Annotated in this window: 20 protein-coding genes and 7 tRNA genes; 26 read left to right on the top strand and 1 reads right to left on the bottom strand. The window is 44.1% G+C overall.

The genetic code is table 11. The features are described from left to right. Positions 1–94 precede the first annotated feature (94 nt). The 9 genes from eno to rpoS all read left to right on the top strand — a co-directional run bounded on the left by eno (position 95) and on the right by rpoS (position 7,695). Positions 95–1,396 (top strand): phosphopyruvate hydratase, encoded by a 1,302-nt coding sequence (gene eno, locus L2755_RS03935; protein ID WP_248979443.1) that lies wholly within the window; start codon positions 95–97, stop codon positions 1,394–1,396. Between the two features lie 189 nt (positions 1,397–1,585). After that, positions 1,586–1,882 (top strand): cell division protein FtsB, encoded by a 297-nt coding sequence (gene ftsB, locus L2755_RS03930; protein WP_248979442.1) that lies wholly within the window; start codon positions 1,586–1,588, stop codon positions 1,880–1,882. A 33-nt stretch (positions 1,883–1,915) separates the two neighbouring features. Further along, a complete protein-coding gene (ispD, locus tag L2755_RS03925; protein WP_248979441.1) occupies positions 1,916–2,620 on the top strand; it encodes a 2-C-methyl-D-erythritol 4-phosphate cytidylyltransferase in 705 nt (234 codons plus the stop codon). A 35-nt stretch (positions 2,621–2,655) separates the two neighbouring features. Beyond that, positions 2,656–3,135, top strand: a complete 480-nt coding sequence (gene ispF, locus L2755_RS03920) for a 2-C-methyl-D-erythritol 2,4-cyclodiphosphate synthase (protein ID WP_248979440.1) — start codon at positions 2,656–2,658, stop codon at positions 3,133–3,135. A 16-nt stretch (positions 3,136–3,151) separates the two neighbouring features. Continuing rightward, positions 3,152–4,219 (top strand): tRNA pseudouridine(13) synthase TruD, encoded by a 1,068-nt coding sequence (gene truD, locus L2755_RS03915; protein WP_248979439.1) that lies wholly within the window; start codon positions 3,152–3,154, stop codon positions 4,217–4,219. Further along, positions 4,216–4,968 carry a 5'/3'-nucleotidase SurE gene (surE, locus tag L2755_RS03910; protein WP_248979438.1) on the top strand — a complete coding sequence of 251 codons (753 nt, stop codon included), beginning with the start codon at positions 4,216–4,218 and terminating at the stop codon, positions 4,966–4,968. Before truD ends, surE begins: the two co-directional genes overlap by 4 nt. Before the next feature lie 77 nt (positions 4,969–5,045). After that, a complete protein-coding gene (locus L2755_RS03905; RefSeq protein WP_248979437.1) occupies positions 5,046–5,681 on the top strand; it encodes a protein-L-isoaspartate(D-aspartate) O-methyltransferase in 636 nt (211 codons plus the stop codon). Between the two features lie 72 nt (positions 5,682–5,753). After that, the gene (locus tag L2755_RS03900) at positions 5,754–6,650 is read left to right on the top strand and encodes a peptidoglycan DD-metalloendopeptidase family protein (RefSeq protein WP_248979436.1); all 897 of its coding nucleotides are present in this window, start codon (positions 5,754–5,756) and stop codon (positions 6,648–6,650) included. Between the two features lie 76 nt (positions 6,651–6,726). Next, positions 6,727–7,695 carry an RNA polymerase sigma factor RpoS gene (rpoS, locus tag L2755_RS03895; protein ID WP_248979435.1) on the top strand — a complete coding sequence of 323 codons (969 nt, stop codon included), beginning with the start codon at positions 6,727–6,729 and terminating at the stop codon, positions 7,693–7,695. A 79-nt stretch (positions 7,696–7,774) separates the two neighbouring features. On the opposite strand, the gene mutS is transcribed toward rpoS, so the two are convergent. After that, positions 7,775–10,357 (bottom strand): DNA mismatch repair protein MutS, encoded by a 2,583-nt coding sequence (mutS, locus tag L2755_RS03890; protein ID WP_248979434.1) that lies wholly within the window; start codon positions 10,355–10,357, stop codon positions 7,775–7,777. Between the two features lie 319 nt (positions 10,358–10,676). Between mutS and recA the strand changes: the two genes are divergently transcribed. The 17 genes from recA to L2755_RS03805 all read left to right on the top strand — a co-directional run bounded on the left by recA (position 10,677) and on the right by L2755_RS03805 (position 25,006). Then, positions 10,677–11,756, top strand: a complete 1,080-nt coding sequence (recA, locus tag L2755_RS03885) for a recombinase RecA (RefSeq protein ID WP_248979433.1) — start codon at positions 10,677–10,679, stop codon at positions 11,754–11,756. Positions 11,757–12,346: 590 nt separating this feature from the next. Next, positions 12,347–14,971, top strand: coding sequence for an alanine--tRNA ligase (alaS, locus tag L2755_RS03880; RefSeq protein WP_248979432.1), 2,625 nt, complete (start codon positions 12,347–12,349; stop codon positions 14,969–14,971). 474 nt (positions 14,972–15,445) lie between these two features. Next, positions 15,446–15,643 carry a carbon storage regulator CsrA gene (csrA, locus tag L2755_RS03875; RefSeq protein ID WP_248979431.1) on the top strand — a complete coding sequence of 66 codons (198 nt, stop codon included), beginning with the start codon at positions 15,446–15,448 and terminating at the stop codon, positions 15,641–15,643. A 200-nt stretch (positions 15,644–15,843) separates the two neighbouring features. Beyond that, a tRNA-Ser gene (locus L2755_RS03870) sits at positions 15,844–15,935 on the top strand. Between the two features lie 21 nt (positions 15,936–15,956). Beyond that, a tRNA-Arg gene (locus L2755_RS03865) sits at positions 15,957–16,033 on the top strand. A gap of 32 nt (positions 16,034–16,065) precedes the next feature. After that, a tRNA-Arg gene (locus tag L2755_RS03860) sits at positions 16,066–16,142 on the top strand. A 39-nt stretch (positions 16,143–16,181) separates the two neighbouring features. After that, a tRNA-Arg gene (locus L2755_RS03855) sits at positions 16,182–16,258 on the top strand. A 32-nt stretch (positions 16,259–16,290) separates the two neighbouring features. Beyond that, positions 16,291–16,367, top strand: a tRNA-Arg gene (locus L2755_RS03850). Positions 16,368–16,400: 33 nt separating this feature from the next. Further along, positions 16,401–16,477, top strand: a tRNA-Arg gene (locus L2755_RS03845). A gap of 104 nt (positions 16,478–16,581) precedes the next feature. Beyond that, positions 16,582–16,673 (top strand) — tRNA-Ser (locus L2755_RS03840). 462 nt (positions 16,674–17,135) lie between these two features. Then, complete coding sequence (locus tag L2755_RS03835) at positions 17,136–18,686, top strand: arylsulfatase (protein WP_248979430.1); 1,551 nt, start codon at positions 17,136–17,138, stop codon at positions 18,684–18,686. A gap of 108 nt (positions 18,687–18,794) precedes the next feature. Beyond that, positions 18,795–19,772 carry an AAA family ATPase gene (locus L2755_RS03830; protein WP_248979429.1) on the top strand — a complete coding sequence of 326 codons (978 nt, stop codon included), beginning with the start codon at positions 18,795–18,797 and terminating at the stop codon, positions 19,770–19,772. 18 nt (positions 19,773–19,790) lie between these two features. Beyond that, positions 19,791–20,729, top strand: coding sequence for a DUF58 domain-containing protein (locus tag L2755_RS03825; RefSeq protein ID WP_248979428.1), 939 nt, complete (start codon positions 19,791–19,793; stop codon positions 20,727–20,729). After that, entirely contained in the window at positions 20,726–21,199 is a 474-nt protein-coding gene (locus tag L2755_RS03820; protein ID WP_248979427.1) for a DUF4381 domain-containing protein, read from the top strand. Before L2755_RS03825 ends, L2755_RS03820 begins: the two co-directional genes overlap by 4 nt. Next, on the top strand, positions 21,183–22,184 hold the full coding sequence (locus tag L2755_RS03815) for a VWA domain-containing protein (protein ID WP_248979426.1): 1,002 nt from the start codon (positions 21,183–21,185) through the stop codon (positions 22,182–22,184). Before L2755_RS03820 ends, L2755_RS03815 begins: the two co-directional genes overlap by 17 nt. Next, entirely contained in the window at positions 22,174–23,760 is a 1,587-nt protein-coding gene (locus tag L2755_RS03810; RefSeq protein WP_248979425.1) for a vWA domain-containing protein, read from the top strand. The genes L2755_RS03815 and L2755_RS03810 overlap by 11 nt, the downstream gene beginning before the upstream one ends. Continuing rightward, positions 23,753–25,006: a BatD family protein gene (locus L2755_RS03805; protein WP_248979424.1), complete on the top strand. Its 1,254-nt coding sequence runs from the start codon at positions 23,753–23,755 to the stop codon at positions 25,004–25,006. The genes L2755_RS03810 and L2755_RS03805 overlap by 8 nt, the downstream gene beginning before the upstream one ends. The last annotated feature ends 301 nt before the right edge of the window (positions 25,007–25,307 follow it).

Raw genomic sequence — 25,307 nt, 5'->3', positions numbered from 1 at the left:
GTTTTTTCATTTTTGATGATGTGAGTTTAGAGATTAACAAATTCGTTTTACTTTTTACTTTAAATTTATCTTTCAAACTTAAATCGAGGGCATTATGGCTAAGATTATTAACATTATCGGTCGCGAAATCATGGATTCTCGCGGTAACCCAACTGTTGAAGCTGAAGTTCATTTAGAAGGCGGATTCATGGGTATGGCTGCAGCACCATCTGGCGCATCTACGGGTAGCCGTGAAGCACTAGAGCTTCGTGATGGCGACAAGTCTCGCTACATGGGTAAAGGTGTATTAACTGCAGTGGCTAACATCAACGGTCTTATTAAAGACGCGTTAATCGGTCAAGATGCGACAGCACAAGCAACTATTGATCAGATCATGATTGATTTAGACGGCACTGAAAACAAAGCTAAGTTTGGCGCTAATGCGATTCTAGCTGTTTCTCTTGCGGCTGCTAAAGCGGCTGCAGCCTTTAAAGGTGTACCTTTATACGCACATATTGCTGACCTAAACGGTACTCCAGGTGTTTACTCTATGCCGTTACCTATGATGAACATCATTAATGGTGGCGAGCATGCAGATAACTCTGTTGATATCCAAGAGTTCATGATTCAACCTGTTGGTGCTGCAAACTTCCGCGAAGGTCTACGTATGGGCGCAGAAGTATTCCACAGCTTAGCTAAAGTACTTAAGGCTGACGGTCACTCTACAGCAGTTGGTGATGAAGGTGGTTTCGCGCCAAACCTACCATCAAATGCATCTGCTTTGGCAGCAATTAAAGTTGCAGTGGCAAACGCGGGTTACGAGCTAGGTAAAGACATCACATTAGCGATGGATTGTGCAGCGTCTGAGTTCTATGACAAAGAAGCCAACATCTATGATCTTAAAGGTGAAGGCAAGAAGTTCACTTCAGAAGAGTTCAACTACTTCCTACAGGACCTAACCAAAGAATACCCGATAGTTTCGATTGAAGATGGTCTCGATGAGTCTGATTGGGACGGTTTCGCGCATCAAACTAAACTAATGGGCGATAAAATCCAACTAGTTGGTGACGATTTGTTTGTAACCAACACTAAGATTTTGAAGCGCGGTATCGACAACGGTATTGCTAACTCAATCCTAATCAAGTTCAACCAAATCGGTTCATTGACTGAAACTTTAGCAGCTATCAAGATGGCTAAAGATGCAGGCTTCACTGTTGTTATCTCTCACCGCTCAGGTGAAACTGAAGATGCGACTATTGCTGATTTAGCTGTGGGTACCGCTGCAGGTCAGATCAAAACGGGTTCTTTAAGCCGTAGTGATCGTGTTGCTAAGTACAACCAATTATTGCGTATTGAAGAGCAACTTGGCGAAAAAGCACCTTATAACGGCTTAAGCGAAGTTAAAGGCCAAGTATAATTTGCTTATATCTCAATATGCTGGATTGAGCATGCTGAGAAGTTATACAGTTCAAGGCTTGAAATTGTAGTACTCGCTATTCAATTTCAATATTTGTTGTTATAAATATTAAAAAGGCCACCACGAGGTGGCCTTTTTTGTTGTACTATCTGTTTACTATTCTTAAACTCTTTCTACTTAGCTTCTATAATGAAACGCTTTCTTTTTGCCTTAATAGTGTTACTTATCTTGCTGGAATATCGCCTTTGGTTAGGAGATAAAAGCCTAGCTGACTCTATTCACCTGCAAGAGCAGATTAAACTGCAGCAACAGAGTAATGCACAGTTGGTGGCGAGAAACCAAGTATTAAGAGAAGAGATCAATGATCTGCGTAGCGGAACCGAAGCGCTTGAAGAGCGAGCCCGCAACGAGTTAGGCATGGTCAAAGAGGGAGAGACATTCTATCGAGTTGTTGGTGGTAACCGCCTCTCAAAACAGCATGATTGACGCCAGTTACAAACTTTTAAGTGGGATCCTCTAATGAGCCAATCAACTAAGCAGATCATTGCTATCGTGCCAGCTGCGGGTATAGGTAGTCGTATGGGCGCAGAGGTGCCAAAACAGTATTTAGCGCTTAATGAGCAATCTATTCTCGGACACACGTTAGATTGCTTGTTGAGTCACCCTAAAATTACTTCTGTTATCATCGCGCTTAATCCACAAGATAAGTATTTTTCAGCACTGCCTCAGGCTACACATCCTAAATTGTTAACCGTCATCGGCGGAAATGAGCGAGCCGATTCAGTGTTAGCGGCTCTACGATATGCCGCTGAAGACAGCTGGGTGTTAGTGCACGATGCGGCGCGGCCGTGCTTAAGTCATCTTGATATCGATAAACTCATTGCAGCAACCACGGTTTTTCCCCAAGGGGCGATATTAGGTGCTCCCGTGCGTGACACTATGAAGCGCAGTAAGGATAATGACGAGATCTGTAGTACGGTTAGTCGTGACAAACTTTGGCATGCATTAACACCGCAGTATTTTCCTGTTAAAGCGTTAAAGGATAATCTTGAAGCTGCATTGGCTGCTGGTGCTGTTATCACTGACGAAGCATCAGCGATGGAATGGGCAGGCATTATGCCCGGTATTATCAGCGGCCGCGCTGACAATATAAAGGTGACTCATCCCGACGATCTGCAACTGGCTTCGTTGTTTCTTAACAATCTAAGCTGCCAGGGCAAGTAACCACCCGCCTATTGGGATCATAATTAGGAATTGAAATGAAAATTAGAATTGGCCACGGCTTCGATGTGCACAAATTTGGCGGCGAGCCACCATTGATCTTAGGTGGCGTAGTTGTACCCTATGAAAGCGGCCTTATTGCACATTCAGATGGTGATGTAGTATTGCATGCCATTTCAGATGCAATACTTGGTGCCATGGCACTGGGTGATATAGGTAAGCATTTTCCGGATACCGATGCTGAATTTAAAGGCGCTGATAGCCGAGTCTTATTGAGACATTGTTATAAGCTGGCGTTAGATAAAGGTTTTGAACTGTCGAACCTTGATGTCACTATTATCGCTCAAGCACCGAAAATGGCGCCACATATTGAGCGTGTTAGAGCGGTTTTAGCCACAGATTTACAAACCGATATTGACGATATTAATGTCAAAGCGACTACCACCGAGAAACTCGGTTTTACCGGCAGAAAAGAAGGTATTGCAGTTGAAGCTGTCGTACTTATGGCCAAGATTTAAAGAGAAGCAACACATTATGAGCGAACTTCATTATTTACACGGTAAGCCAACCGCTACGGCAGATCTAAGAACACATAATAGCGATTTTTTAGTGCAAGAAATACTGCCCTTTGCCCCAACAGGTGAAGGTGAACATCATCTACTGCATATTCGCAAAGATGGCCTTAATACCGTCGAAGTCGCTAAAATGCTCTCAAGTTTTGCTCATGTTCACCCCAAAGAGGTGACATATGCAGGACAAAAAGACAAAAATGCCGTGACTGAGCAATGGTTTGGTGTACGTATTCCAGGTAAAGAAACGCCGAACTGGCAAAAACTTAATAGCGACAAAATAACGCTTTTGTCGGCTTCTCGTCATGGTAAAAAGTTGCGAATAGGCGCATTAGCGGGCAACCGATTCACCTTAGTACTTAGAAACGTCACAGAAATTGAAGATGTTGTCGCTCGTTTGGAAGCAATAGCCAAAATAGGTGTACCTAATTATTTTGGTGAGCAACGTTTTGGCCATGAAGGCAAAAATCTTGTATTTGGTCGGCAGATGTTTGGCGGTCGTAATGTGAAAGATCGCAATAAACGCAGTATGTATCTTTCTGCTGTTCGCTCGAACGTGTTTAATGTGGCTACATCCTCAAGATTAGCTCTACACGGCATTACGACGCTGGTAGGCGATTGTGTCATGCTGGCGGGTAGCAAGAGCTATTTCATTGCCGAGCAATGGGATGAAACCTTAACCGCACGTTTAGCTAAAAAAGATATCCAACTATCGGCTCCAATGTGGGGGCGTGGTTTGCCATTAGCACAAGCTGAAGCCGCTGAAATGGAATCAAACGCGTTGCAAGATTTAGCCCTTGATCGTGACGGATTAGAACATGCTGGGCTAAGTCAGGAGCGTCGTGCGCTGCTACTTGAACCGCAGTATTTAAAGTATCAAATTGAAGATGATACCATTACGCTTAAATTTGCTTTACCATCAGGATCTTATGCAACTTCTGTCTTACGAGAATTGTTTGAGTATCAGGATGTCCAAGATGTTGCTAGGAAACAAATGCTAGCAGCTCAGCAGGAACGTGTAGTCAAAGAATGAAAATATTAATTAGTAACGATGATGGTGTAAATGCTGAAGGTATCGTGGCGTTAACCAACGCGTTAAAGCAGGTTGCAGACACCTTAACCGTTGGCCCAGACCGTAACTGCTCTGGGGCAAGCAATTCCCTGACCTTGACCAATCCACTGCGGCTGAATAAGTTAGACAATGGTTATATCTCAGTCAGTGGCACCCCAACTGACTGTGTACACCTAGCGATAAGAGAGTTGTACCACGATGAACCAGACATGGTCGTGTCAGGGATCAATGCTGGCGCAAATATGGGGGATGATACCCTCTATTCAGGCACCGTTGCGGCGGCGATGGAGGGGCGCTTTCTCGGCTTTCCTGCAATAGCCATATCGCTTGTAGGCTCAGAGTTAAAGCATTACCAAACTGCAGCTCATTTTGCGTTGAAGATTGTTAAAGGCCTACAGAAACAGCCTATAGCACAAGATAAAATTTTAAATATTAATGTGCCAGACCTCCCCATTGCAGATATTAAAGGCATTAAGATCACCCGATTGGGTGCTAGGCATCGAGCGGAAGGGATGATTAAGACACAAGATCCTGCGGGTAAAGAGATATTTTGGTTAGGCCCACCAGGCGATCAACAAGACGCGAGCGACGGCACCGACTTTTATGCAGTAGCCAACGGCTACGTGTCAATAACGCCTTTGACCGTCGACTTAACCGCTTTTGAGCAGTTAGCTGCAATGACGACTTGGTTAGAAACCATAACCTTGTAAACACATAATTTATGCCTTTCTAACATTAACTGGAAAGGTTGACGACAGTTAACTTAATACTATTGGAACCGCTATTTATGAACCGGGTCGCCTCAACATCAGCTTTGAATCTTGCAAGAAGTCTGTATGAAGCTGGTATTCGCCAAGAGTCAGTCTTAAAAGCGGTGGCTAATACCCCTAGGGAGCAGTTTCTAGATGCTGCGTTGGGGCATAAGGCCTATGAAAATACGGCGTTGCCAATTGGTCAAGGGCAGACCATATCTCAACCTTACATAGTGGCTAGGATGACCGAGATTTTATTGCAAAATCAACCGAACAAGGTGCTAGAGATCGGCACTGGCTCAGGTTATCAAGCGGCGATATTAGCTCAGTTAGTACCACAGTTATGTACTGTTGAACGGATTAAGAGTCTACAGATCCAAGCGAGACAACGTCTAAAAAAACTTGACCTGCATAATATTGCTTTTAAATATGGAGACGGCTGGCAAGGCTGGTCGAGCAAAGGGCCCTATGATGCGATTATGGTAACGGCTGCAGCTGCAAGTGTACCTAGCGCCTTAATAGAGCAGCTAGTGGACGGTGGAGTGCTTGTTATTCCTGTTGGAGAGGCATCTCAGCAATTACTCAAAGTCACTCGAATAGGTGAACTATATGAGTCAGAGGTGATAGAGGTTGTGCGATTTGTGCCATTAGTTCATGGCGAACTTGCTTAACTGTTTGTAGTAGTCTTTGTCCGAAATTTTAAGTAACGGTCGCAGACTAGCGATTTGGGGTAGCCGAGTAATATGAAGTTTATTGCACACTTCTGGATCCTTTTTGCTTTTGCATTAACTGGCTGCAGCTTCCAATCTGAGCGCCCCGCCCCGGTAGAATCCTTGAACTCCCCCATAAAGCCGACTCACGATCGAGGCTCGATTACCAGTAGTCGATATAAAGTCAAACAGGGTGATACCTTGTACTCTATCTCCTGGGGGGCAAATAAAGATTTTGCTGATGTTGCTCTGGTCAATAATCTACGAAAGCCTTATACCATCTACCCTGGACAGGTATTGAGTCTTAGCTCTAAAAAAACTGTTACAAATACCCATAGTGCCAAAAAACCGTCAAAAACGGCATATAAAGCACCAATAAATAGCGCTAAAAGCATTAGTAAACAAAGTGTTAGTCATGAAAAAAACAATAAGAATACAAGTAAAGCAGCGTCAAAAAAACAGCTTGATCATGTCGCAAAGCCTGCGTATTCTGTAACAAGCGGTCAACAAGATGTTAACCGGGTTATCCACAGGCAAGAGTCAACATTACCTAAAAAGGTAAGTCGGTGGCTCTGGCCAGTGAAAGGTAAAGTGATTGGAACTTTCTCAGCCAAAGAGCAGGGAAATAAAGGGATAAAGATCGCGGGTAATCGTGGTGATGCAATTAAGGCTGCTGCTAGTGGTAGAGTGGTTTACGCAGGAAGTGCACTACGAGGCTATGGTAATTTAGTTATTATTAAACACAGTGACGATTATCTAAGTGCATATGCACATGCTGATAAGATCTTAGTAAAAGAGAAGCAAGTTGTTAATGTTGGACAGACAGTTGCTGAAATGGGTAATACAGGCACTAATCGGGTCATGTTACATTTTGAGATCCGTTATCATGGGAAGTCAGTAAACCCAGTTAAATATTTGCCTAAGCAATAATTGCTTAAGCTGCCAATTTGGCACATCGGAGGATAGTAAAGTGCAGTAATTAAATATGAAATTTGGGAGATATATTATGGGCAGAATTAGTAATGCCGTTGTAGCAGAAGAACCTATGAAGGTTGCTGTAGAAGGATCTAAATTAGACCTTAGCAAAAAAGAAGTTAAAGAAGCAGAATTAGAGCAGCAAGTACAAGATGACTTACAAAAAAACCTCGATGCGACTCAATTGTATCTAGGTGAAATAGGCTATTCCCCCCTTCTGAGTGCAGAAGAAGAGGTGTATTTTTCACGCAAGTCACTTAAAGGCTGTGACAAATCCCGTAACCGCATGATCGAAAGTAACCTCAGATTAGTCGTAAAAATCGCTCGACGATATAACAACCGTGGCTTAGCGTTACTTGATCTTATTGAAGAAGGCAATTTGGGCTTAATTCGTGCCGTAGAAAAGTTCGATCCTGAACGTGGTTTCAGATTCTCAACTTATGCCACTTGGTGGATTAGACAAACAATCGAACGAGCAATTATGAATCAGACTCGTACGATTCGATTACCTATCCATGTTGTAAAAGAGCTTAACGTATACTTGCGTACAGCAAGAGAGTTGGCTCACAAATTAGACCATGAGCCCACCGCAGAAGAAATTGCAGAGAAACTCGATCTATCAAGCAGCAACGTCAGTCGGATGCTCAAGTTAAATGAACGCATCACTTCAGTAGACACTCCGCTAGGCGGCGAAAGTGATAAGGCATTACTCGATGTGTTAGCTGATGATGACAATGTTGGACCTGATTACAAAGTTCAAGATGAAGACATGTCTAAATCGGTAGTGAAGTGGTTAGATGAACTTAATACCAAGCAAAGAGAGGTGCTAGCGCGCCGATTTGGATTGTTAGGTTACGAGCCATCTACACTTGAGAATGTAGGTAAAGAGATAGGTTTGACACGTGAGCGTGTACGTCAGATCCAAGTTGAAGCGTTAAAGCGTTTAAAAGATTTGTTAGGCGCTCAAGGTTTATCTGTCGAGGCTATTTTTAGAGTGTAGCAACAGGTAAATAAATAAAAAAGGCGCCATTGGCGCCTTTTTTGTGTCTGTAGCTTAAAGCAATATGCAGTAGGTCTTATTACTGTGACATCTTCTTTAGTTGATAAAGATAATCGAGCGCTTGTCTTGGCGTTAGTTCATCTGGGTCGAGTTTTTCAAGTGCCTCAATGACAGGTGATGATGTTTGCGTTGGGAAACTGATCACTTGCTGCGCCCCAGAGTTACCACTGTTCGATTGCTCCAGTGCTTGGTCGCGGCTCTCCAAATGGTGAAGTTTTTGTTTAGCAGCGTGTATTACACTGTTTGGCACGCCAGCAAGCGCTGCAACCTGTAATCCGTAACTTCGACTCGCTGGCCCCTCTTGCACTGCATGCATGAACACAATTGAATCACCATGTTCAACAGCATCTAGATGCACATTTTCGACGTTATCCATCAGCTCAGGAAGCTGCGTTAGTTCAAAGTAATGGGTGGCGAATAGGGTCATTGCTTTGAGGTCGTTGGCTAAATATTCTGCCGCCGACCATGCTAATGATAAGCCATCATAGGTAGATGTTCCGCGGCCGATCTCATCCATTAATACCAGACTGCTCGGTGTTGCATTATGTAGGATATTAGCGGTTTCTGTCATCTCGACCATAAAGGTCGAACGTCCTGATGCTAGATCATCCGAGGCACCAATTCGGGTAAATATCCTATCAACCGGACCAATAACGGCATGCTCAGCAGGAACATAACAACCAATATGCGCCATTAAAGTGATCAGTGCTACCTGTCTCATATAGGTTGACTTACCGCCCATGTTTGGACCGGTAACAATGAGCATTTTGCGCTTGTCATCAAGCGTGACTGGATTGGCGATAAAGGGGCTTTGACTCACTTGCTCGACAACGGGGTGACGACCCGCTTCTATATGTATTCCTGTAGATTCTGATAATTGTGGGCAGGTATAGTTAAGCGTTTCGGCACGTTCAGCAAAATTACACAATACATCTAATTCTGCCGCCGCTTTGGCGAACTCTTGTAACTCATGTATTTTTGGCAATAGTAGGTCAAATAACTGTTCCCATAACTGCTTTTCTAATGCGAGTGCTTTACCTTGGCTTGAAAGCACTTTTTCTTCATGCTCTTTAAGCTCCGCAATGATATAACGCTCAGTGTTTTTTAGGGTTTGACGACGCTGATAGCTAAGTGGCACCAGATCAGACTCGCGGCGACTGACTTCAATGTAGTAGCCATGGACTCGATTGTAGCCGACCTTTAGGGTCGATATCCCCGTCTGCTCTTTTTCTCGTGCTTCTAGCTGGGCCAGATAATCGGTAGCCCCCGCGCTGAGTACGCGCCACTCATCAAGCTCTGCATCATAACCGTCACGTATGACACCGCCATCGCGAATAAGCATTGGTGGATTATCGACAATGGCATTTGATAGTAATGCCAACTCTTCTGGGAATTCGCCTATAACCTGAGATAGATATTGAAGGTGAGGAACCGTTGTCGACTTAAGCGTTTGTTGCAGTTGCGGTAATAGATCTAATGCTTGACGCAAGCGGGCAAAATCTCTGGGGCGGGCATTACGAAGGGCGATACGAGCTGTGATCCGCTCTACATCACCTAACGCTTTTAAGTCTTCAGCAAGAGTAAGGTAATGCTCACTGCTGATTAACTCGGCAATAGATGTCTGCCTAGCGTTAATCACTTGGTGATCACGTAGTGGTTGATGTAACCAGCGCTGGAGCATGCGGCTACCCATTGCGGTAACCGTATTATCTAATACTGATGCTAACGTGTTAGTTTGTCCGCCCTGTAAGTTGATGGTCAGCTCTAAATTACGACGGGTAGCAGCATCAAGTATAATGCTGTCAGCTTGGTTAAAACGCACAATAGAATTAATGTGTGGTAGTGCCGTACGCTGGGTATCTTTGACATACTGCATTAGGCAACCCGCAGCTTGCAGCGAAAGCCTGGCGTCTTCAATACCGAAACCCTTAAGGTCTTTGGTGCCAAATTGATTTAGCAGTAAACGGTGGCTGGTATCAAAATCAAATTCCCACTCTGGTCGACGGCGAGTGCCATTCATGCCTGCAATAAGACTCATTTGTGAAAAGTCTTCGCTATAAAGTAATTCAGCAGGGTTGGTTCTCTGTAATTCTGCTTCTAGTTCCTCGGTATTTGCCAGTTCTGTGACCACAAAACGGCCCGATGCGATATCGAGAGTCGCATAACCATAGCCGGTCTTGCCTTGATACAGTGCCGCCAGCAGATTATCTTGCCTCTCCTGCAGTAATGCTTCATCTGTCAAAGTCCCTGGCGTGACGAGACGAACAACTTTGCGCTCGACCGGCCCTTTTGAAGTTGCAGGATCGCCCATTTGTTCACATATCGCGACAGACACCCGAAGTTGCACCAGCTTGGCTAAATAGCCTTCTACGGCATGGTAGGGGAAGCCAGCCATGGGGATCGGGTCGCCACCGCTTTTTCCTCGCGCTGTTAATGATATGCCGAGCAACTCAGAAGCGAGTTTGGCATCTTCGTAAAAAAGCTCGTAGAAGTCTCCCATGCGATAAAATAGCAACATATCTGGATGTTGCGCTTTTAGCGTCCAATATTGACGCATCATAGGAGTGTGTTTTTCTAAGTTTTGCGGATCAATAGCAGTCATCGATTTGCTTTGCCTGTACTTTACTGCGGCGCATAGTGGCCATTAAACAATTATGGCTGACAATCTTAGCAATTTTTTACTCATATTAGTGGGGATTATTACAAGGAAATACTGCTAATTAAGTTACGTTTAGAGGTATTGCTAGCTATCCTATTGTTTTAACTGGTTTAATAAAAAAATCTCGTGCAATGCTTGATACTGTATGATTGTACAGTATACTAGTTTCATATTGAGGCCCTAAAGAAGACATTAGAGTCGTCACCTAAATGATAATACAGTGCTGAAACTGTGTTAGCACTGTGATTCAAAGGACATAAAGATGAAGAAGACTGATCCAAATAAAGAGAAAGCATTAAATGCCGTTTTAAGTCAAATTGAAAAGCAATTTGGTAAAGGTTCAATTATGAAATTGGGCGAAAATCGCTCGATGGACGTTGAAACAATCTCTACTGGCTCTCTATCTTTGGATGTGGCGTTAGGCGCCGGTGGCCTTCCTCTGGGACGTATTTGTGAAATCTACGGCCCTGAATCTTCAGGTAAAACGACACTGACTTTAGAAGTGATTGCAGCAGCGCAAAGGCAGGGTAAGACCTGTGCATTTATCGATGCTGAGCATGCCTTGGATCCTATTTATGCAAAAAACCTAGGTGTTGATATTGATAACTTGCTTTGTTCACAACCCGATACAGGTGAGCAAGCGCTAGAGATCTGTGATGCCTTGTCTCGCTCTGGTGCCGTTGACGTGATTGTTGTCGATTCGGTTGCGGCCTTAACGCCAAAAGCTGAAATTGAAGGCGAAATTGGTGACTCACACATGGGCCTAGCGGCGCGTATGATGAGCCAAGCAATGCGTAAGCTTGCGGGTAACCTTAAGCAATCAAACACTTTGCTTATCTTCATTAACCAAATTCGTATGAAAATTGGTGTGATGTTTGGTAACCCTGAAACCACAACGGGTGGTAACGCACTTAAGTTTTACGCATCAGTCCGTCTAGATATTCGTCGTATCGGTGCCATTAAGGACCGCGATGAAGTTATTGGTAACGAAACGCGAGTTAAAGTGGTTAAGAACAAAATCGCTGCACCGTTTAAGCAAGCTGAATTCCAAATCCTTTATGGCAAAGGCATTAACAGCACTGGCGAGCTAGTTGACTTAGGTGTTATTCATAAGTTAATCGAAAAATCAGGTGCTTGGTATGCATATAAAGGCAGCAAGATTGGTCAAGGTCGTGCTAATGCAGGTAAGTACTTGATTGAAAATCCAGAAGTTTCAGATGAGATTGAAGCCAAACTACGTTCAATGTTATTAGGCAAAGGCGAAAAGGTAGCACCTGATACTGCTGATACTGCTGACACCGCGGGTGATAATGTTGATTTAGAAACAGGCGAAGTGTTTTAAGCTCGTTTTTCAGGCTCGTTTATCAGCGAAGGTTTTAAATTAATTATCTAGGCTAGCTTAAAAATTACTTTTTAAGCTAGCCTTTTTCTTTACCGCTCTTTCAGTACTCATATCTTTAAGTGATCCGCTACAATACCAATTGCGTTAAGAATCTGTTCATTCAGTGGGAATTCAAAGCGCTGAAGGCAAGTAGGGAACTTGAAGCTAATAGTTATTCTCGGTAATTGCTCCGTGCATTACTCTACCTCCTAAATCCATTTAGTCGTATATCGAGAGTTTCTGGCGTAGCATGCAGCGCTTTGAAACCCACCCTACGGGAAGCGCTCATGCATTCCACTTCTGCTTTGCATTGGCTCACAAGGGAATAATCATTCTGTCGTCAATGCGCCTTGAATTGAAAAGCTTGAGCGTTTCTGAATTGATTAAATACTTAATGCAATTGGTACAACCATTTTATTTTTAGTCGTCTAAGCAGTTTTGTACCTACAGGGCTGGCTGTTAGTCATGACACTGCTTATAATGCTCTTCATAAAAATTTATCATTAGGCTCTTTTTCGGGCTAGTTGCACAACCTAATTCAGGACGGTTTCATGTATCAAACCACTGCAGCACTGCGTAGTGCTTTTTTGGAATATTTCCGCACCAATGGTCACCAGGTCGTTGATAGTAGTTCTTTAGTGCCAGTTAACGACCCAACATTATTATTTACTAATGCGGGTATGAACCAGTTTAAAGACGTATTCCTTGGAGAAGACAAGCGCAATTATAGCCGTGCCACCTCATCGCAACGATGCGTAAGAGCTGGCGGAAAGCATAATGATTTAGATAATGTTGGCTATACAGCGCGCCACCATACATTTTTTGAAATGCTCGGTAACTTTAGTTTTGGCGATTACTTCAAAGAAGACGCGATAAACTTTGCTTGGAACTTTTTAACTAAAGAGTTAAAGCTGCCTAAAGAGCGTTTATGCGTCACGATTTATGAAACTGATGATGAAGCTTATGACATCTGGACTAATAAAGTCGGTGTCTCACCTGAAAATATTATTCGCATAGGCGATAACAAAGGTGCAGCTTATGCTTCAGATAACTTCTGGCAGATGGGTGATACCGGACCTTGTGGTCCTTGCTCTGAAATCTTCTATGATCACGGCGATCATATCTGGGGCGGCCGTCCTGGTACAACAGAAGAGGACGGTGACAGATTTATTGAGATCTGGAACATCGTGTTCATGCAGTACAACCGTCAATCAAATGGTGACATGAACCCGCTACCTAAGCCTTCTGTCGATACTGGAATGGGAATTGAACGTATTGCTGCGATTATGCAGGGCGTGCATTCAAACTATGAGATCGATATTTTCCAAGCGTTAATTAAAAAGACGGCTGAAATCCTAGGTGTTACTGATTTAGCGAATAAATCACTGCGGGTGATCTCTGATCATATCCGCTCATGTGCATTTTTAATTGCTGATGGTGTGATGCCGTCAAATGAAGGCCGCGGTTATGTATTGCGTCGTATTATTCGCCGTGCTGTTCGTCACGGCAATAAACTAGGCGCGACTAGCAGCTTCTTCTATAAGTTGCTACCGACGTTGATTGATGTCATGGGCGATGCTGCTAAAGGGTTAGTAGCAACTCAAGCGATTGTTGAAAAGTCGCTTAAAGCTGAAGAAGAGCAGTTTGCTCGTACACTCGAGCGCGGTCTAGGCATTCTTGATAATGCATTATCGAATCTGAAAGGTGATGTATTAGACGGTGAAACAGCCTTCAAATTATATGATACCTATGGATTCCCTGTCGATTTAACCGCTGATGTTTGTCGTGAGCGGAATATTACTGTCGATGAAGCGGGTTTTAAAAGCGCAATGGCACAGCAGCGAAGTCGCGCTCAAGCCGCAGGTCAATTTGAAACAGATTATAATGATGGCCTAAAGATTGATGCCCAGAGTGCTTTTGTTGGTTATGAGGCGCTTAGTAATCAAGCCATAGTCACCGCTATCTACAAAACGGGTGCATCAGTCAGCGAGCTTACGGCAGGTGATGAAGCGGTAATCGTACTCGACAGCACAGCGTTTTATGGTGAGTCTGGTGGTCAGTGTGGCGATAAAGGTCTACTGATTGCTGATGGTATTGAGTTTAACGTTACCGATACTCAAAAATACGGCCAAGCAATTGGTCATATCGGAAAACTAGCGGTTGGCTCAATTCCGGTAGGTCAGCCAGTCTCTACTCATGTGGATAAAGAGAGTCGCCAAAGTACAGAGTTAAACCACTCTGTTACCCATTTACTTCACGCAGCGCTGCGTCAAGTGCTAGGCACGCATGTCTCTCAGAAAGGCTCATTAGTCGACCCTGAGCGTTTACGTTTTGACTTCTCTCATTTTGAAGCTGTTAAAGCCTCAGAAGTTAAAGAGGTTGAAGCGTTGGTCAATACTCAAATCCGCCGTAACCACGCCTTAACCGCTGAAGTGATGGACATAGAGCAAGCCAAAGAGAAAGGCGCGATGGCGTTATTTGGCGAGAAGTATGACGACGAAGTTCGTGTTGTGGCGATGGGCGATTTCTCAATTGAACTCTGTGGCGGAACCCACGTCGGACGTACGGGCGATATCGGTTTGTTTAAGATCACCTCTGAAGGTGGTATTGCAGCAGGTGTGCGTCGAATCGAAGCGGTAACGGGTGCTGCGGCACTGGCTTACATTACTAAGCAACAAGCTCAACTTGAAGAAGCAGCGTCATTATTGAAGGGCGATAGTGCTTCTGTTGTTGTAAAGCTTAAGGCGCAACTGGACAAGGCTAAATCTCTTGAGAAAGAGCTTTCACAGTTAAAAGATAAGCTTGCGGCTGCAACCAGTGCCGATCTAGCGGGTGAAGCAATTGACGTCAATGGCATTAACGTTTTAGTTAAGAAGCTTGAAGGTGTTGATGCTGGCTCACTTCGTGGCTTGCAAGATGAGCTCAAGCAGAAGCTTAAGTCTGGTATTGTGGTATTAGGTATCGCAGGCGACGCTAAGGTGAATCTAATCGTGGGTGTGACTAAAGATCTCACTGGGAAGGTCAAAGCGGGCGAGCTTGTAGCTTCTATTGCTGTTCAAGTCGGTGGTAAAGGGGGTGGGCGTCCAGATATGGCGCAAGCGGGCGGTAGTCAGCCTGAAAACCTCCAAACTGCACTTGATAGTGTCATCCCTTGGATTGCTGACAAGTTAGCTTAATCGCTCGATTGTTTAATGAAAGTTTGGAAAACGCTCTTTATGGGCGTTTTTTGTTGTCTGAGGGGTAAAAGCTAGCATAAGTACTAATGATAGTGCGTATGTTTAGCAAACTAATTGCATGAATATCACTATTTACGCGAAAACTAGTAGATATACCAGTTAACTTTGGTATGGTTGGTTGCGACAATAAAAAGTTGTGTGGCTAGTTGAGTGTAGGGCGGTTGCTGAAATAGTTTTAAAAACTTTTTTATGTCTGTTCAATCCCTATATTTGATCATAGTCTTTTTAGTGCAGAATTTTTTAATATGGCTTGTAGGGTTTTGATGTTAAAACTGTAGATGAAGGCAGTAAAGGTGCAATTAATTAGCGTATTTCAAATTGAATACTGTTAATTTGTACTAAGCTAACTCTATAATAAGTATATAGCGGAATAATGCCGTATAAAGCAGATTTAGGAACTAAAGGAGCAAAATAATGCTGATATTGACTCGTCGTGTTGGTGAAACACTGATGATTGGTGATGAAGTTACGGTCACTGTATTAGGCGTTAAAGGTAACCAAGTAAGAATTGGTGTAAATGCACCTAAAGAGGTCTCTGTCCATCGTGAAGAGATTTATCAACGCATTCAAGCAGAAAAATCAGGTACCGCTCCAGAAGGCGGAAATTTCTGATTGTAGTCTGATGATTACTGAGAATTTTAGAAGCTAGTTTTTTAACTGGCTTTTTTATTTTCTCGGATATGAAAAGTCTCATTATGGCCGTTCTTAGGCGTATATACAGGCAACATGCTTAAAAACAGTTCAAACGGAAATAGATTCTTAAAAATGGTTTGACTTATTTTCGGCAAACAGTAATATGTGCGCCAAGAAACGGAGAGGTGGCCGAGTGGCCGAAGGCGCTCCCCTGCTAAGGGAGTATGGGCGTTAAATCCCATCGAGGGTTCGAATCCCTCCCTCTCCGCCATTTCTTAAAGTAAACGACGATGCGGATGTAGCTCAGCTGGATAGAGTACCTGGCTACGAACCAGGCGGTCGGAGGTTCGACTCCTCCCATCCGCACCATAATTTACTTTTGTGTTTAAATGTTTTGATGAGCGGATGTAGCTCAGCTGGATAGAGTACCTGGCTACGAACCAGGCGGTCGGAGGTTCGACTCCTCCCATCCGCACCATTGAATCATTTAGAAGCTTTACCTTAATACTTAATATATGCGGATGTAGCTCAGCTGGATAGAGTACCTGGCTACGAACCAGGCGGTCGGAGGTTCGACTCCTCCCATCCGCACCATTAAGTATTTTAAATGTTTTACCTTAATATATGCGGATGTAGCTCAGCTGGATAGAGTACCTGGCTACGAACCAGGCGGTCGGAGGTTCGACTCCTCCCATCCGCACCATTAAGTTGTTTTAAATGTTTTATCTTTATATATGCGGATGTAGCTCAGCTGGATAGAGTACCTGGCTACGAACCAGGCGGTCGGAGGTTCGACTCCTCCCATCCGCACCATATAAGGCTTACAGATTTCGCGCTTTTAGTGCCGTTAGATAAAGTATCTGATAACTAATAAGGTGGAAGGAACGTTGATTTCTTTCACGCGCACCATGTTTTGCGGAGAGGTGGCCGAGTGGCCGAAGGCGCTCCCCTGCTAAGGGAGTATGGGCTTTAAATCCCATCGAGGGTTCGAATCCCTCCTTCTCCGCCATTCTTTAAATACAAAAAAACCGCTTACTAAAGCGGTTTTTTTGTGCCTGAAATTTAGCTCCGTATTTATAAACGCCCTGTACCGATATTGCTAATTTAATTACTTCCCCTCCCTTTCTCTCGGTTCCACTAAGTCAATCTGACTCGCTTTTGTATGCATGATCGGTTGAGTAAACCTTGGAAATACTTTAACAAAAAACTTTGTTCTTGATTTATTCTACAGCTAAGAATGAAAGACCGATTTTATAAATAGCATGAAAATCACAGAAGACTGCTTTGTTTGTAGGTAATTAATCTATAGTTAGAGGTTAACAGTTGTAAGTTTGGTTGGTTACACCCTGTTAACGTGTGATTTCAATGTTAGCAACTATATTTGTCGTAGTCATTCTGGAAGTCGCTTTTTGCGCAGGGTGAATTCAGGTTTGTATAAAAACAAGTTTGTATTAAAGAACGGAGATCTTTCATGACGCTACTTCGCAATAAGTTTACCCAAAAGTTAGCTCTGCTATCTGTTACCGCAGGGTTAATCTCCTTCGGCGCAGCTGCGGCTGACAAACCCAATATTCTCGTTATCTGGGGGGATGATATTGGTCAATCTAATATCAGTGCCTATACCTTTGGCTTGATGGGCTACCAAACCCCCAATATTGATAGTATCGCCAAAGAGGGAATGATGTTCACCGATTATTACGGTGAGCAATCTTGTACTGCGGGTCGTTCTACCTTTATTACTGGCCAAAGTGTATTCCGTACCGGTTTATCTAAGGTGGGAATGCCTGGAGCCGATGTCGGTTTACAGGCCTCTGATGCAACCATCGCAGAAATCCTCAAACCTATGGGCTATGCAACTGGCCAATTCGGTAAAAATCACTTAGGCGATAAAGACGAATTCTTGCCAACAAATCATGGCTTTGATGAGTTCTTCGGTAATTTGTATCATCTCAATGCTGAGGAGGAGCCTGAAAATATTGATTACCCCAAGAATCCTGAGTTTCGTAAAAAGTTTGGTCCACGTGGCGTCATCAAATCTTCTGCTGACGGTAAGATTGAAGACACAGGCCCATTGACGAAGAAACGTATGGAAACCGTTGACGATGAGACGGTTGCTGCAGCGATAGACTTCATGGAACGAAAGGTAAAAGCCAAGAAGCCATTCTTTGTTTGGTGGAGTGGCACCCGTATGCATTTCCGTACCCATGTTAAATCTGAACTACAAGGTTCAAGTGGCTTGAGTAATTATACCGATGGTATGATTGAGCATGATAACCATGTAGGGCAATTGCTCGACACCGTTGATAAGTTGGGCATAAAAGACAATACCATTGTCTTTTATTCAACCGACAACGGCCCCCATATGAATACCTGGCCTGATGCGGGGACGACGCCATTTCGAGGAGAAAAGAACACCAACTGGGAAGGCGCTTACCGTGTACCAGCCATGATACGTTGGCCTGGACAAATAGCAGCTAGTTCCGTTTCAAATGACATTATGCACCATATGGACTGGTTACCGACTTTTGCCGCAGCAGCGGGTGATAGCAATGTGAAAGATAAGCTATTAAAGGGCCATAAAGCAGGCGGTAAGACGTTCAAAAATCACCTCGATGGTTATAACTTTTTACCCTATTTGACCGGTAAAGATAAAAAAGCGCCCCGTGAAGAGATATTCTACTTTACTGATGATGGCGACCTAGCTGCGCTGCGCTTCCAAAACTGGAAGCTGGTCTTTATGGAGCAGAGAATGGGCGGTACGTTAGCACTGTGGGCTGAGCCCTTTGTCGTGCTAAGACTGCCAAAAATTTATAATTTGAGAATGGATCCATACGAAAATGCCGACATCACCTCGAATACTTACTGGGATTGGATGTTAGACAGAGCGTTTATGTTGGTTCCGGCCCAAGCTTATGTCGGTAAATTCCTTAAGACATTTAAGGAATATCCACCAAGTCAAAAAGCGGCAAGCTTCAGCTTAGACCAAGTGATGGAGAAATTGCAGCAGCCTGCAAGTAAATAGCCGTTTGTATTATTAAGGGCGCTTGCGCCCTTTTTCTATTTTTAAAGGGTACTCATTAATGCTAAGTACCCTTTAAAAATGGAAACGGGTAAAAAGGAAAGCCACTGTATGGAAAGCCAAGCGATATATTCACAGCTGAGTGATTTACAAATTGCCTTACAGCAGCAGGTGCTAGGTCAAGAGCATGTCGTAAGAGGCTTGGTATTAGCACTGTTGGCTGATGGACACGTGCTACTCGAGGGATTGCCTGGTACTGCAAAAACTCGCTCAGTTAAAACACTTGCTAATCTGCTCCACCTATCTCAAGGCCGAGTGCAATTCACCCCCGATCTGCTGCCTTCGGACGTTATTGGCTATGAAGCGTTATCTTCCTCCGGTAATAGCCAAATTGATTTTAATCCAGGTCCCATCTTTAACCATATTTTACTGGCGGATGAGATCAACAGAGCCCCCCCTAAAGTGCAGTCTGCTCTGCTTGAAGCAATGGAAGAGCGGCAGGTCACCATCGGTAATACTAGTCATCCAATGGAAGCTGTATTTTTGGTTTTGGCGACTCAGAACCCGATCGAACAAGAGGGAACTTATCCATTACCTGAAGCTCAAATGGACCGGTTTTTATTTAAAATAGTGATCGATTACCCTGAAGATGCCACAGAGCTTGCGATCATTCGCTTAACCCGAGGGCAAGAAGTTCGAAATGATAGTCCAGCCATCAAGATAGATAACGCCGAAGCCTTGATTATGCAGGCGCGTGGCTTAGTGCATGAGGTGTTTATGTCTGAGAGTATTGAAAAATATATCGTCGCTTTAGTGATGGGAACCAGAAAGCCAGCAAGATACCCTCAGAGTGAGTTACAAAAATACATAAAAATTGGCGCCAGCCCAAGAGCCTCTATTGCGCTTGATAAGGCATCACGTGCTCATGCGGTGCTTGAGGGAAGAGACTATGTTGACCCTGATGACGTGAGGGCGGTCGTAATGGCCGTAATGAGTCACCGGATCATGCTTTCCTATGCCGCTATCGCTGACGGTAAAAATGCTCAAGATGTGGTTAGAGAGCTTGTCAGCGTGACTCCGGTCTTATGAATTAACTGTGAGCAAGTTATGAGCAAACAAGACCCACGAATTTATACCAATTTAAGTGCGCTATTGGAGCTACGACAAGATAGCCGTCATTTGTCATTGTCGCCGCGTTATCGACCCGCAGGAATGCTCTCGGGTAGACATGCATCGCGTATAAAAGGTCGTGGGTTGAATTTTGAAGAGCTGCGGCAGTATCAAGCGGGAGACAACATACGCCAAATCGACTCTAGAGTGTCAGCGCGACTAGGTAAACCCTATGTGAGAGTCTACTCTGAAGAAACTGACAGACCCGTACACATTATTGTAGATCAACGCTTACCGATGTTTTTTGGCAGCCAAGTGAATACTAAGTCGGTGACTGCCGCTCACTTGGCGGCGTTGTTAGCATGGCAAGTCTTTGATGGTGGAGATCGCGTCGGTGGCGCAGTTATCGGTTGTCGCGATATGGTACAAATGCCACCTAAACGTTCCAGCAATAATGTTATTCAGCTACTCGAAGCGATAGTGACTGCCAATAATCAGTTGGATTTAGCATCACTTAAAAACAGTAAACAATCGACAACAACCCGCTCTTTACTCTCTCAAGTTAGACCGCTAATCGCTACGTTAAACAGCCAAAGTGTAATGATATTAATCACTGATATAGAGGGGGTTGAAATTGAGGAGTTAGCAGAGTTGGAAGTGCTATCCCAAAAATCCAATGTACTGCTTTTTGTTATCCAAGATCCGCTTGAAGATGATTTAACGGCAGCCCATGGTTTGAGTGTTTCTTACGGGGAGCTGCAAATTAATATTCAAGCCAATGCCCACAATCAACTGAAATACGATGAGCTTTATCAGCAACGCTTAGCGAGTTTGAAAAAGGCGACCCTAACCAGCGCATTGCCTGTGGGGCTGGTTAATACCTATGAACCTGTGATTACTCAGTTAAGTCGTTTATTAATGGGTGAACCGCGATGAACTTGGTGACTCAACTGGTGGATATACCGCTGCCAGAATCAATCCTCTGGTGGCCTTTAGAACCAGGTTGGTATGGGATAATGTTTGTTGTATTACTATTTTTGGTCGTGGTAATTGTTCGAAAAAGGCGGCGCTGGATAGCCAATGCCTATAGACGAGCTGCATTGAGGCAATTGCAATCTATGACAGTGCAAGATGCGGCAGTCATGAACCAAGTCATGCGTCGCACGGCAATGTTAGCGAAACTGAGTGACGATAAATTAAGCCAGACTGGGGCGCTTTGGTATCGCGTCTTAGTTAATAGTAGCCCAAGAGATATTTTTACCGAAATGCAGGTACAACAACTTGAAGGGTTAAACTATCAATCGGCTAAACACATTTCGCAGCTATTGTCAGAGAGAGACTTTTCTCAGCTGAATCATTTATGTCAGCGTTGGGTAAAGGAGCATCGCTTTGAACATCAGTCTTGAATATCCATGGATGCTTGCACTTATTGTGTTACCGGCCTTTGTGTTCCGAATATTTCCCGCCTACCTGCAGCCTGCAGCCTCTATCTATGTGCCCTTTTTTGCTCGATTAGTGGCAGCGACAGGGCAAGCTCCCACGTCAGGTAGCCAAGTTAAACAGCGAAAACGTATTCAAGCAATGGCATTACTGCTGAGTTGGATAGCGATCATCATCTGTTTAGCACGACCAGTATTGTTAGGTGAGCCGGTCGTCACGCAAAAGACGGGGCGAGACTTGATGGTAGCGGTCGATCTGTCTCAATCGATGGAGCAAGAGGATTACCAGTTAAATGAGCAGGGGACAGTTTCTCGTTTAGTGGCTCTAAAATCGTTACTTAACACTTTTTCAGAGCAGCGTAGCGGCGATAGGCTAGGGCTGATTGTTTTTGGTTCCGGGGCATATTTGCAAGTGCCCTTTACTGAAGACACTGTGCTTTGGCAGACATTATTAGATCAAATGGATACGCAGATGGCAGGCCCTGCTACCGCAATTGGTGATGCGATAGGCTTGAGTATTCGTGCCTTTGATGGCTCCAAAAGCACTGAGCGAATACTGTTATTAGTCACCGATGGTAGCGATACAAGCTCTAGGTTAGATCCGGTGGATGCCGCCCGAATGGCAGCAGCCGATGGGATAGAAATTTTTACCTTAGGCATGGGCTCAGTTGATACCGAGGGAGATGACAAAGTCGATTTTAATACCCTCAATAAAATTGCCAATATCACCGCTGGCCACGCATTCGAAGGTAATAGCACTGGCGCTATTGAGCAGGTTTTACTACAGGTGAATCAAATTGCACCGGCACAGTATCAGCAACAAAGTTACTTACCTAAGCTAGACCTTTACCCTTGGCTGATGGGACCTATGCTGGTTATCTATATCTTTGTGTGGTTAGCACTCAGCATATCAACGGCGATGGCAAGTAAGGGGCGGGCTGATGTTAAGTAGTTTTGCATTTGTAGAGCCACTTTGGTTGTGGCTATTCGTGCCTATAGGTTTACTCATGTATGGCCTTTGGCGCAATCGAAAAATGGCGCAACAACAAGCTGGAGAAGGGGTAATAGCAACTCACCTAGCAAAAGTATTCTCAATGCAGAATAGTCAAAGCGCCACTAAAGCGCCTATCGGGCTAACGTTGCTCACGGCAAGCTTGATCATCATTGCATTGGCGGGACCAAGCTGGCTAAAACCCAGTGACGATGATATTAAAGCGCCGTTGATTATTGCGGTAGATCTGTCGCCATCGATGTTAAAGAGTGCAGGAAGCATAAGCCACCTAGAGCGCGCAAAGTTACTGACGTCGCAACTGTTAATGCGCGGCAGTTCAAGGCCTATTTCGTTACTAGCATTTGCAGGCAGCAGTCACCAAGTATTACCACCATCAGATCAGTTCGAGTTGTTAGCCCTATATTTGGGCTATATGTCGCCGCAAATCATGCCGGTTGAAGGTGATGATATTGATAGTTTGATTGGTGTTATTGCAGCGATACCCGATGCAAAGGAGTTTGGTTTTGACTTACTCATTTTATCGGATGGTTTTGAAGGACAAGGCCAAGGACAAGCATTGGCAAAGTTCACTGCTGCACAAGATGCACGAGTGCTATTTGCCTCATTGACGGCATCAGCCGAGCCTGTTGCAACACAGCTTGGCTTTACGGTTATCAAAGCTGATAGCCTGTTGTCTGGCGGTGATCGTTGGCTTAAGCAAGTATCAAAGCTTGAACAGGCCGCAATTGGCCAATCAAGTCAGCTGGTTAATCAAGGATATTGGTTACTTTATCCGGCAGCACTGCTGTTACTGGTGTTTTTTCGCCGAGGTTTTAGTCTGTATTGGACGACTGCTATCGTGCTCTGTGTCAGTTTGATACCAGCGCCAGCGCACGCACAATGGCTTGACTGGTTCTTTAGTGCCGATCAACAGGGTCAGTACTATTACGACAGGGGAGATTATCAAGCAGCGGCATTACGCTTTGAAGATCCTAGCTGGAAGGCTCGTGCTTATTATCAAGCAAAAGAGTACAGCAAAGCGGCTAGGTTATATCGACAGCAGGGCGATTTACAGAGCCTTTTTAATCTAGCAATGACCTACACTCGTGGGCGTAACTACAGTAAAGCAAAGAGGCTATATCAATTATTGCTTGAGATAGACCCTGATTTCCCTGGTGCTAGAAAGAACTTACAAATAGTGACTCAGCTCATAGAAGACATAAAGCAGCTAGGGGAGAGCCAACAAGAGGAAAACCCACCAGAGTCGATTAACCCCGACGATATGACCGACATGAACCTTGGCGCTGATAAACCGCAAGTGGGCAAAATACAAGTTGAGCTACAGCAGTTATCAGTTGAGGAGTTATTAAATAGCGACACCAAAAAAGAGCAGTGGTTAAGGGATATCAGTAAAGATCCACAGCAGTTTTTAGCTGCAAAGTTCCAAGCTCAGTACAACATGTCTCAACAAGAATCTAGCTCATTAGCGCCCAAGGCGGACAGCAACACTAACACTAAGGAGGAGAGAAATGATTAGCAAGGCTGGCCATTTTACTCTTCGTTTAGCGCTGCAGTGTAAGCGTGTGGCACTGTTTCTCTTTGCTATGGTTTGGATCAGCAGTAGTGCGATAGCCACTAATATTGCAGCGACTAATACTGTAAACACAGTAACGCCATCGAGCCAAATATTGACTCAAGTGTCTAACGTTCATCCTGTTGTCGGTGAGCAAATTGTGTTGCGATTTGAGCTGCTGGTTAACGGCTTTTTTAACGGCGGCACTGAGTTTGACTTACCTTCGATGTCCAGTGCTCGATTGTCTCAAACCTCTTCATTTGCGATTAATGGCAGCAGAACAATCCTAGGGCAAACGCTCTCTTCTCAGATCTGGGATCTGTATCTTTACCCTGAACATAAAGGCGTTATTGAAGTGCCGAGCGTTAGATTTAAAATCAAATACATGGATAGCAGCAGTGGAGAGTCTAAGACTGTAACCTTGATGTCGGACGCGGTAGCTCTTTACGCGCATATCCCTAGCAGTCTTAAAAATGCAGAACAATATATCGTCTCTGAATCGGTATTGATTGAGGACCTGTGGTCGCTATCGCAGCCTAGTTATAATGTTGGTGATGTGATTAAGCGCAAAATCAAAATCTCTGTTGCTAATCTCCCTGCAATGAATATCCCCCGAATTTTAATGACCTCACCCGATGGCGTTAATGTGATTGCGCTTGAAGCCAAACTGACTGACAACAATAACCGTGGAGAAAACAGCGCAATACTGAGTCAAGAGCTTCATTATATTGTCGAAGACGGCGGTAAATTTATTGTTGGAGGAGAAGAGGTTATGTGGTGGGAGCCTGACTTTGGTTTACATCGATTAAACTTCGCTGAAAAGGAGCTCAATGTAGCCGGCAGCAGTACCGGTCGTGATGTGGTGTTGTTTGCGCTGGTCGTATCTACAACCATTTTATTGATTTTGCTTGGATTAAAAAATCGAATACTGCCACTACGCGTTAAATTAACCACAGCACTGTTAGGCGGAAATTGGCGAGAGTTTATCAATCTATTGTATCGACGTGGTGACAAGCTATCTGCACCTGCAATAATCAAACCTTCGTTACCGCTGCCAGCTTCAGCAGAGCAGCTTAAAAAACACCAGCTTATATCGGAATTATTTAGCGCATGCTTTAGCTCTGCAGCTGAAAACAATAGCAATCCATTCAAACCCAAAGAGGGGGAGAAGTTTTCCGTCAAAGAAGCGCTTAGATATCTAATAAAATAATGTGCTTGTCGATAACTCATTTAAATGACACTGTTAGCTTAGTCGATGACTGCATAAAATTTCATCTGCACCATTTTATTGCATCTCTGTTCTCATAGCTGAAATCATTATCCTTCAATTCAACATTCAGATTATAAATATCTAGCCTGATCCGCGACAAAGCTAATGAATCATCATTTATTGTGCTTGTAAATTGAAGAATTATCATCAGTGGTGTGATATTTACATTATTTTTGGTATGACCAATTTACAAAGCGCTCGCTATTTTGTTATAGATTGGTTATTGTTTTTGATTGCTAAA

This window comes from Shewanella abyssi (assembly GCF_023284025.1).
Lineage (GTDB): Bacteria > Pseudomonadota > Gammaproteobacteria > Enterobacterales > Shewanellaceae > Shewanella > Shewanella abyssi.
Note: the sequence above shows the minus strand (reverse complement) of the source record. Positions and strands in the feature narration are given on the sequence as shown.

Coding starts and splice junctions, on each gene's coding strand:
- eno (WP_248979443.1), top strand. CDS start 95: ATGGCTAAGATTATTAACATTATCGGTCGCGAAATCATGGATTCTCGC.
- ftsB (WP_248979442.1), top strand. CDS start 1,586: ATGAAACGCTTTCTTTTTGCCTTAATAGTGTTACTTATCTTGCTGGAA.
- ispD (WP_248979441.1), top strand. CDS start 1,916: ATGAGCCAATCAACTAAGCAGATCATTGCTATCGTGCCAGCTGCGGGT.
- ispF (WP_248979440.1), top strand. CDS start 2,656: ATGAAAATTAGAATTGGCCACGGCTTCGATGTGCACAAATTTGGCGGC.
- truD (WP_248979439.1), top strand. CDS start 3,152: ATGAGCGAACTTCATTATTTACACGGTAAGCCAACCGCTACGGCAGAT.
- surE (WP_248979438.1), top strand. CDS start 4,216: ATGAAAATATTAATTAGTAACGATGATGGTGTAAATGCTGAAGGTATC.
- L2755_RS03905 (WP_248979437.1), top strand. CDS start 5,046: ATGAACCGGGTCGCCTCAACATCAGCTTTGAATCTTGCAAGAAGTCTG.
- L2755_RS03900 (WP_248979436.1), top strand. CDS start 5,754: ATGAAGTTTATTGCACACTTCTGGATCCTTTTTGCTTTTGCATTAACT.
- rpoS (WP_248979435.1), top strand. CDS start 6,727: ATGGGCAGAATTAGTAATGCCGTTGTAGCAGAAGAACCTATGAAGGTT.
- mutS (WP_248979434.1), bottom strand. CDS start 10,357: ATGACTGCTATTGATCCGCAAAACTTAGAAAAACACACTCCTATGATG.
- recA (WP_248979433.1), top strand. CDS start 10,677: ATGAAGAAGACTGATCCAAATAAAGAGAAAGCATTAAATGCCGTTTTA.
- alaS (WP_248979432.1), top strand. CDS start 12,347: ATGTATCAAACCACTGCAGCACTGCGTAGTGCTTTTTTGGAATATTTC.
- csrA (WP_248979431.1), top strand. CDS start 15,446: ATGCTGATATTGACTCGTCGTGTTGGTGAAACACTGATGATTGGTGAT.
- L2755_RS03835 (WP_248979430.1), top strand. CDS start 17,136: ATGACGCTACTTCGCAATAAGTTTACCCAAAAGTTAGCTCTGCTATCT.
- L2755_RS03830 (WP_248979429.1), top strand. CDS start 18,795: ATGGAAAGCCAAGCGATATATTCACAGCTGAGTGATTTACAAATTGCC.
- L2755_RS03825 (WP_248979428.1), top strand. CDS start 19,791: ATGAGCAAACAAGACCCACGAATTTATACCAATTTAAGTGCGCTATTG.
- L2755_RS03820 (WP_248979427.1), top strand. CDS start 20,726: ATGAACTTGGTGACTCAACTGGTGGATATACCGCTGCCAGAATCAATC.
- L2755_RS03810 (WP_248979425.1), top strand. CDS start 22,174: ATGTTAAGTAGTTTTGCATTTGTAGAGCCACTTTGGTTGTGGCTATTC.
- L2755_RS03805 (WP_248979424.1), top strand. CDS start 23,753: ATGATTAGCAAGGCTGGCCATTTTACTCTTCGTTTAGCGCTGCAGTGT.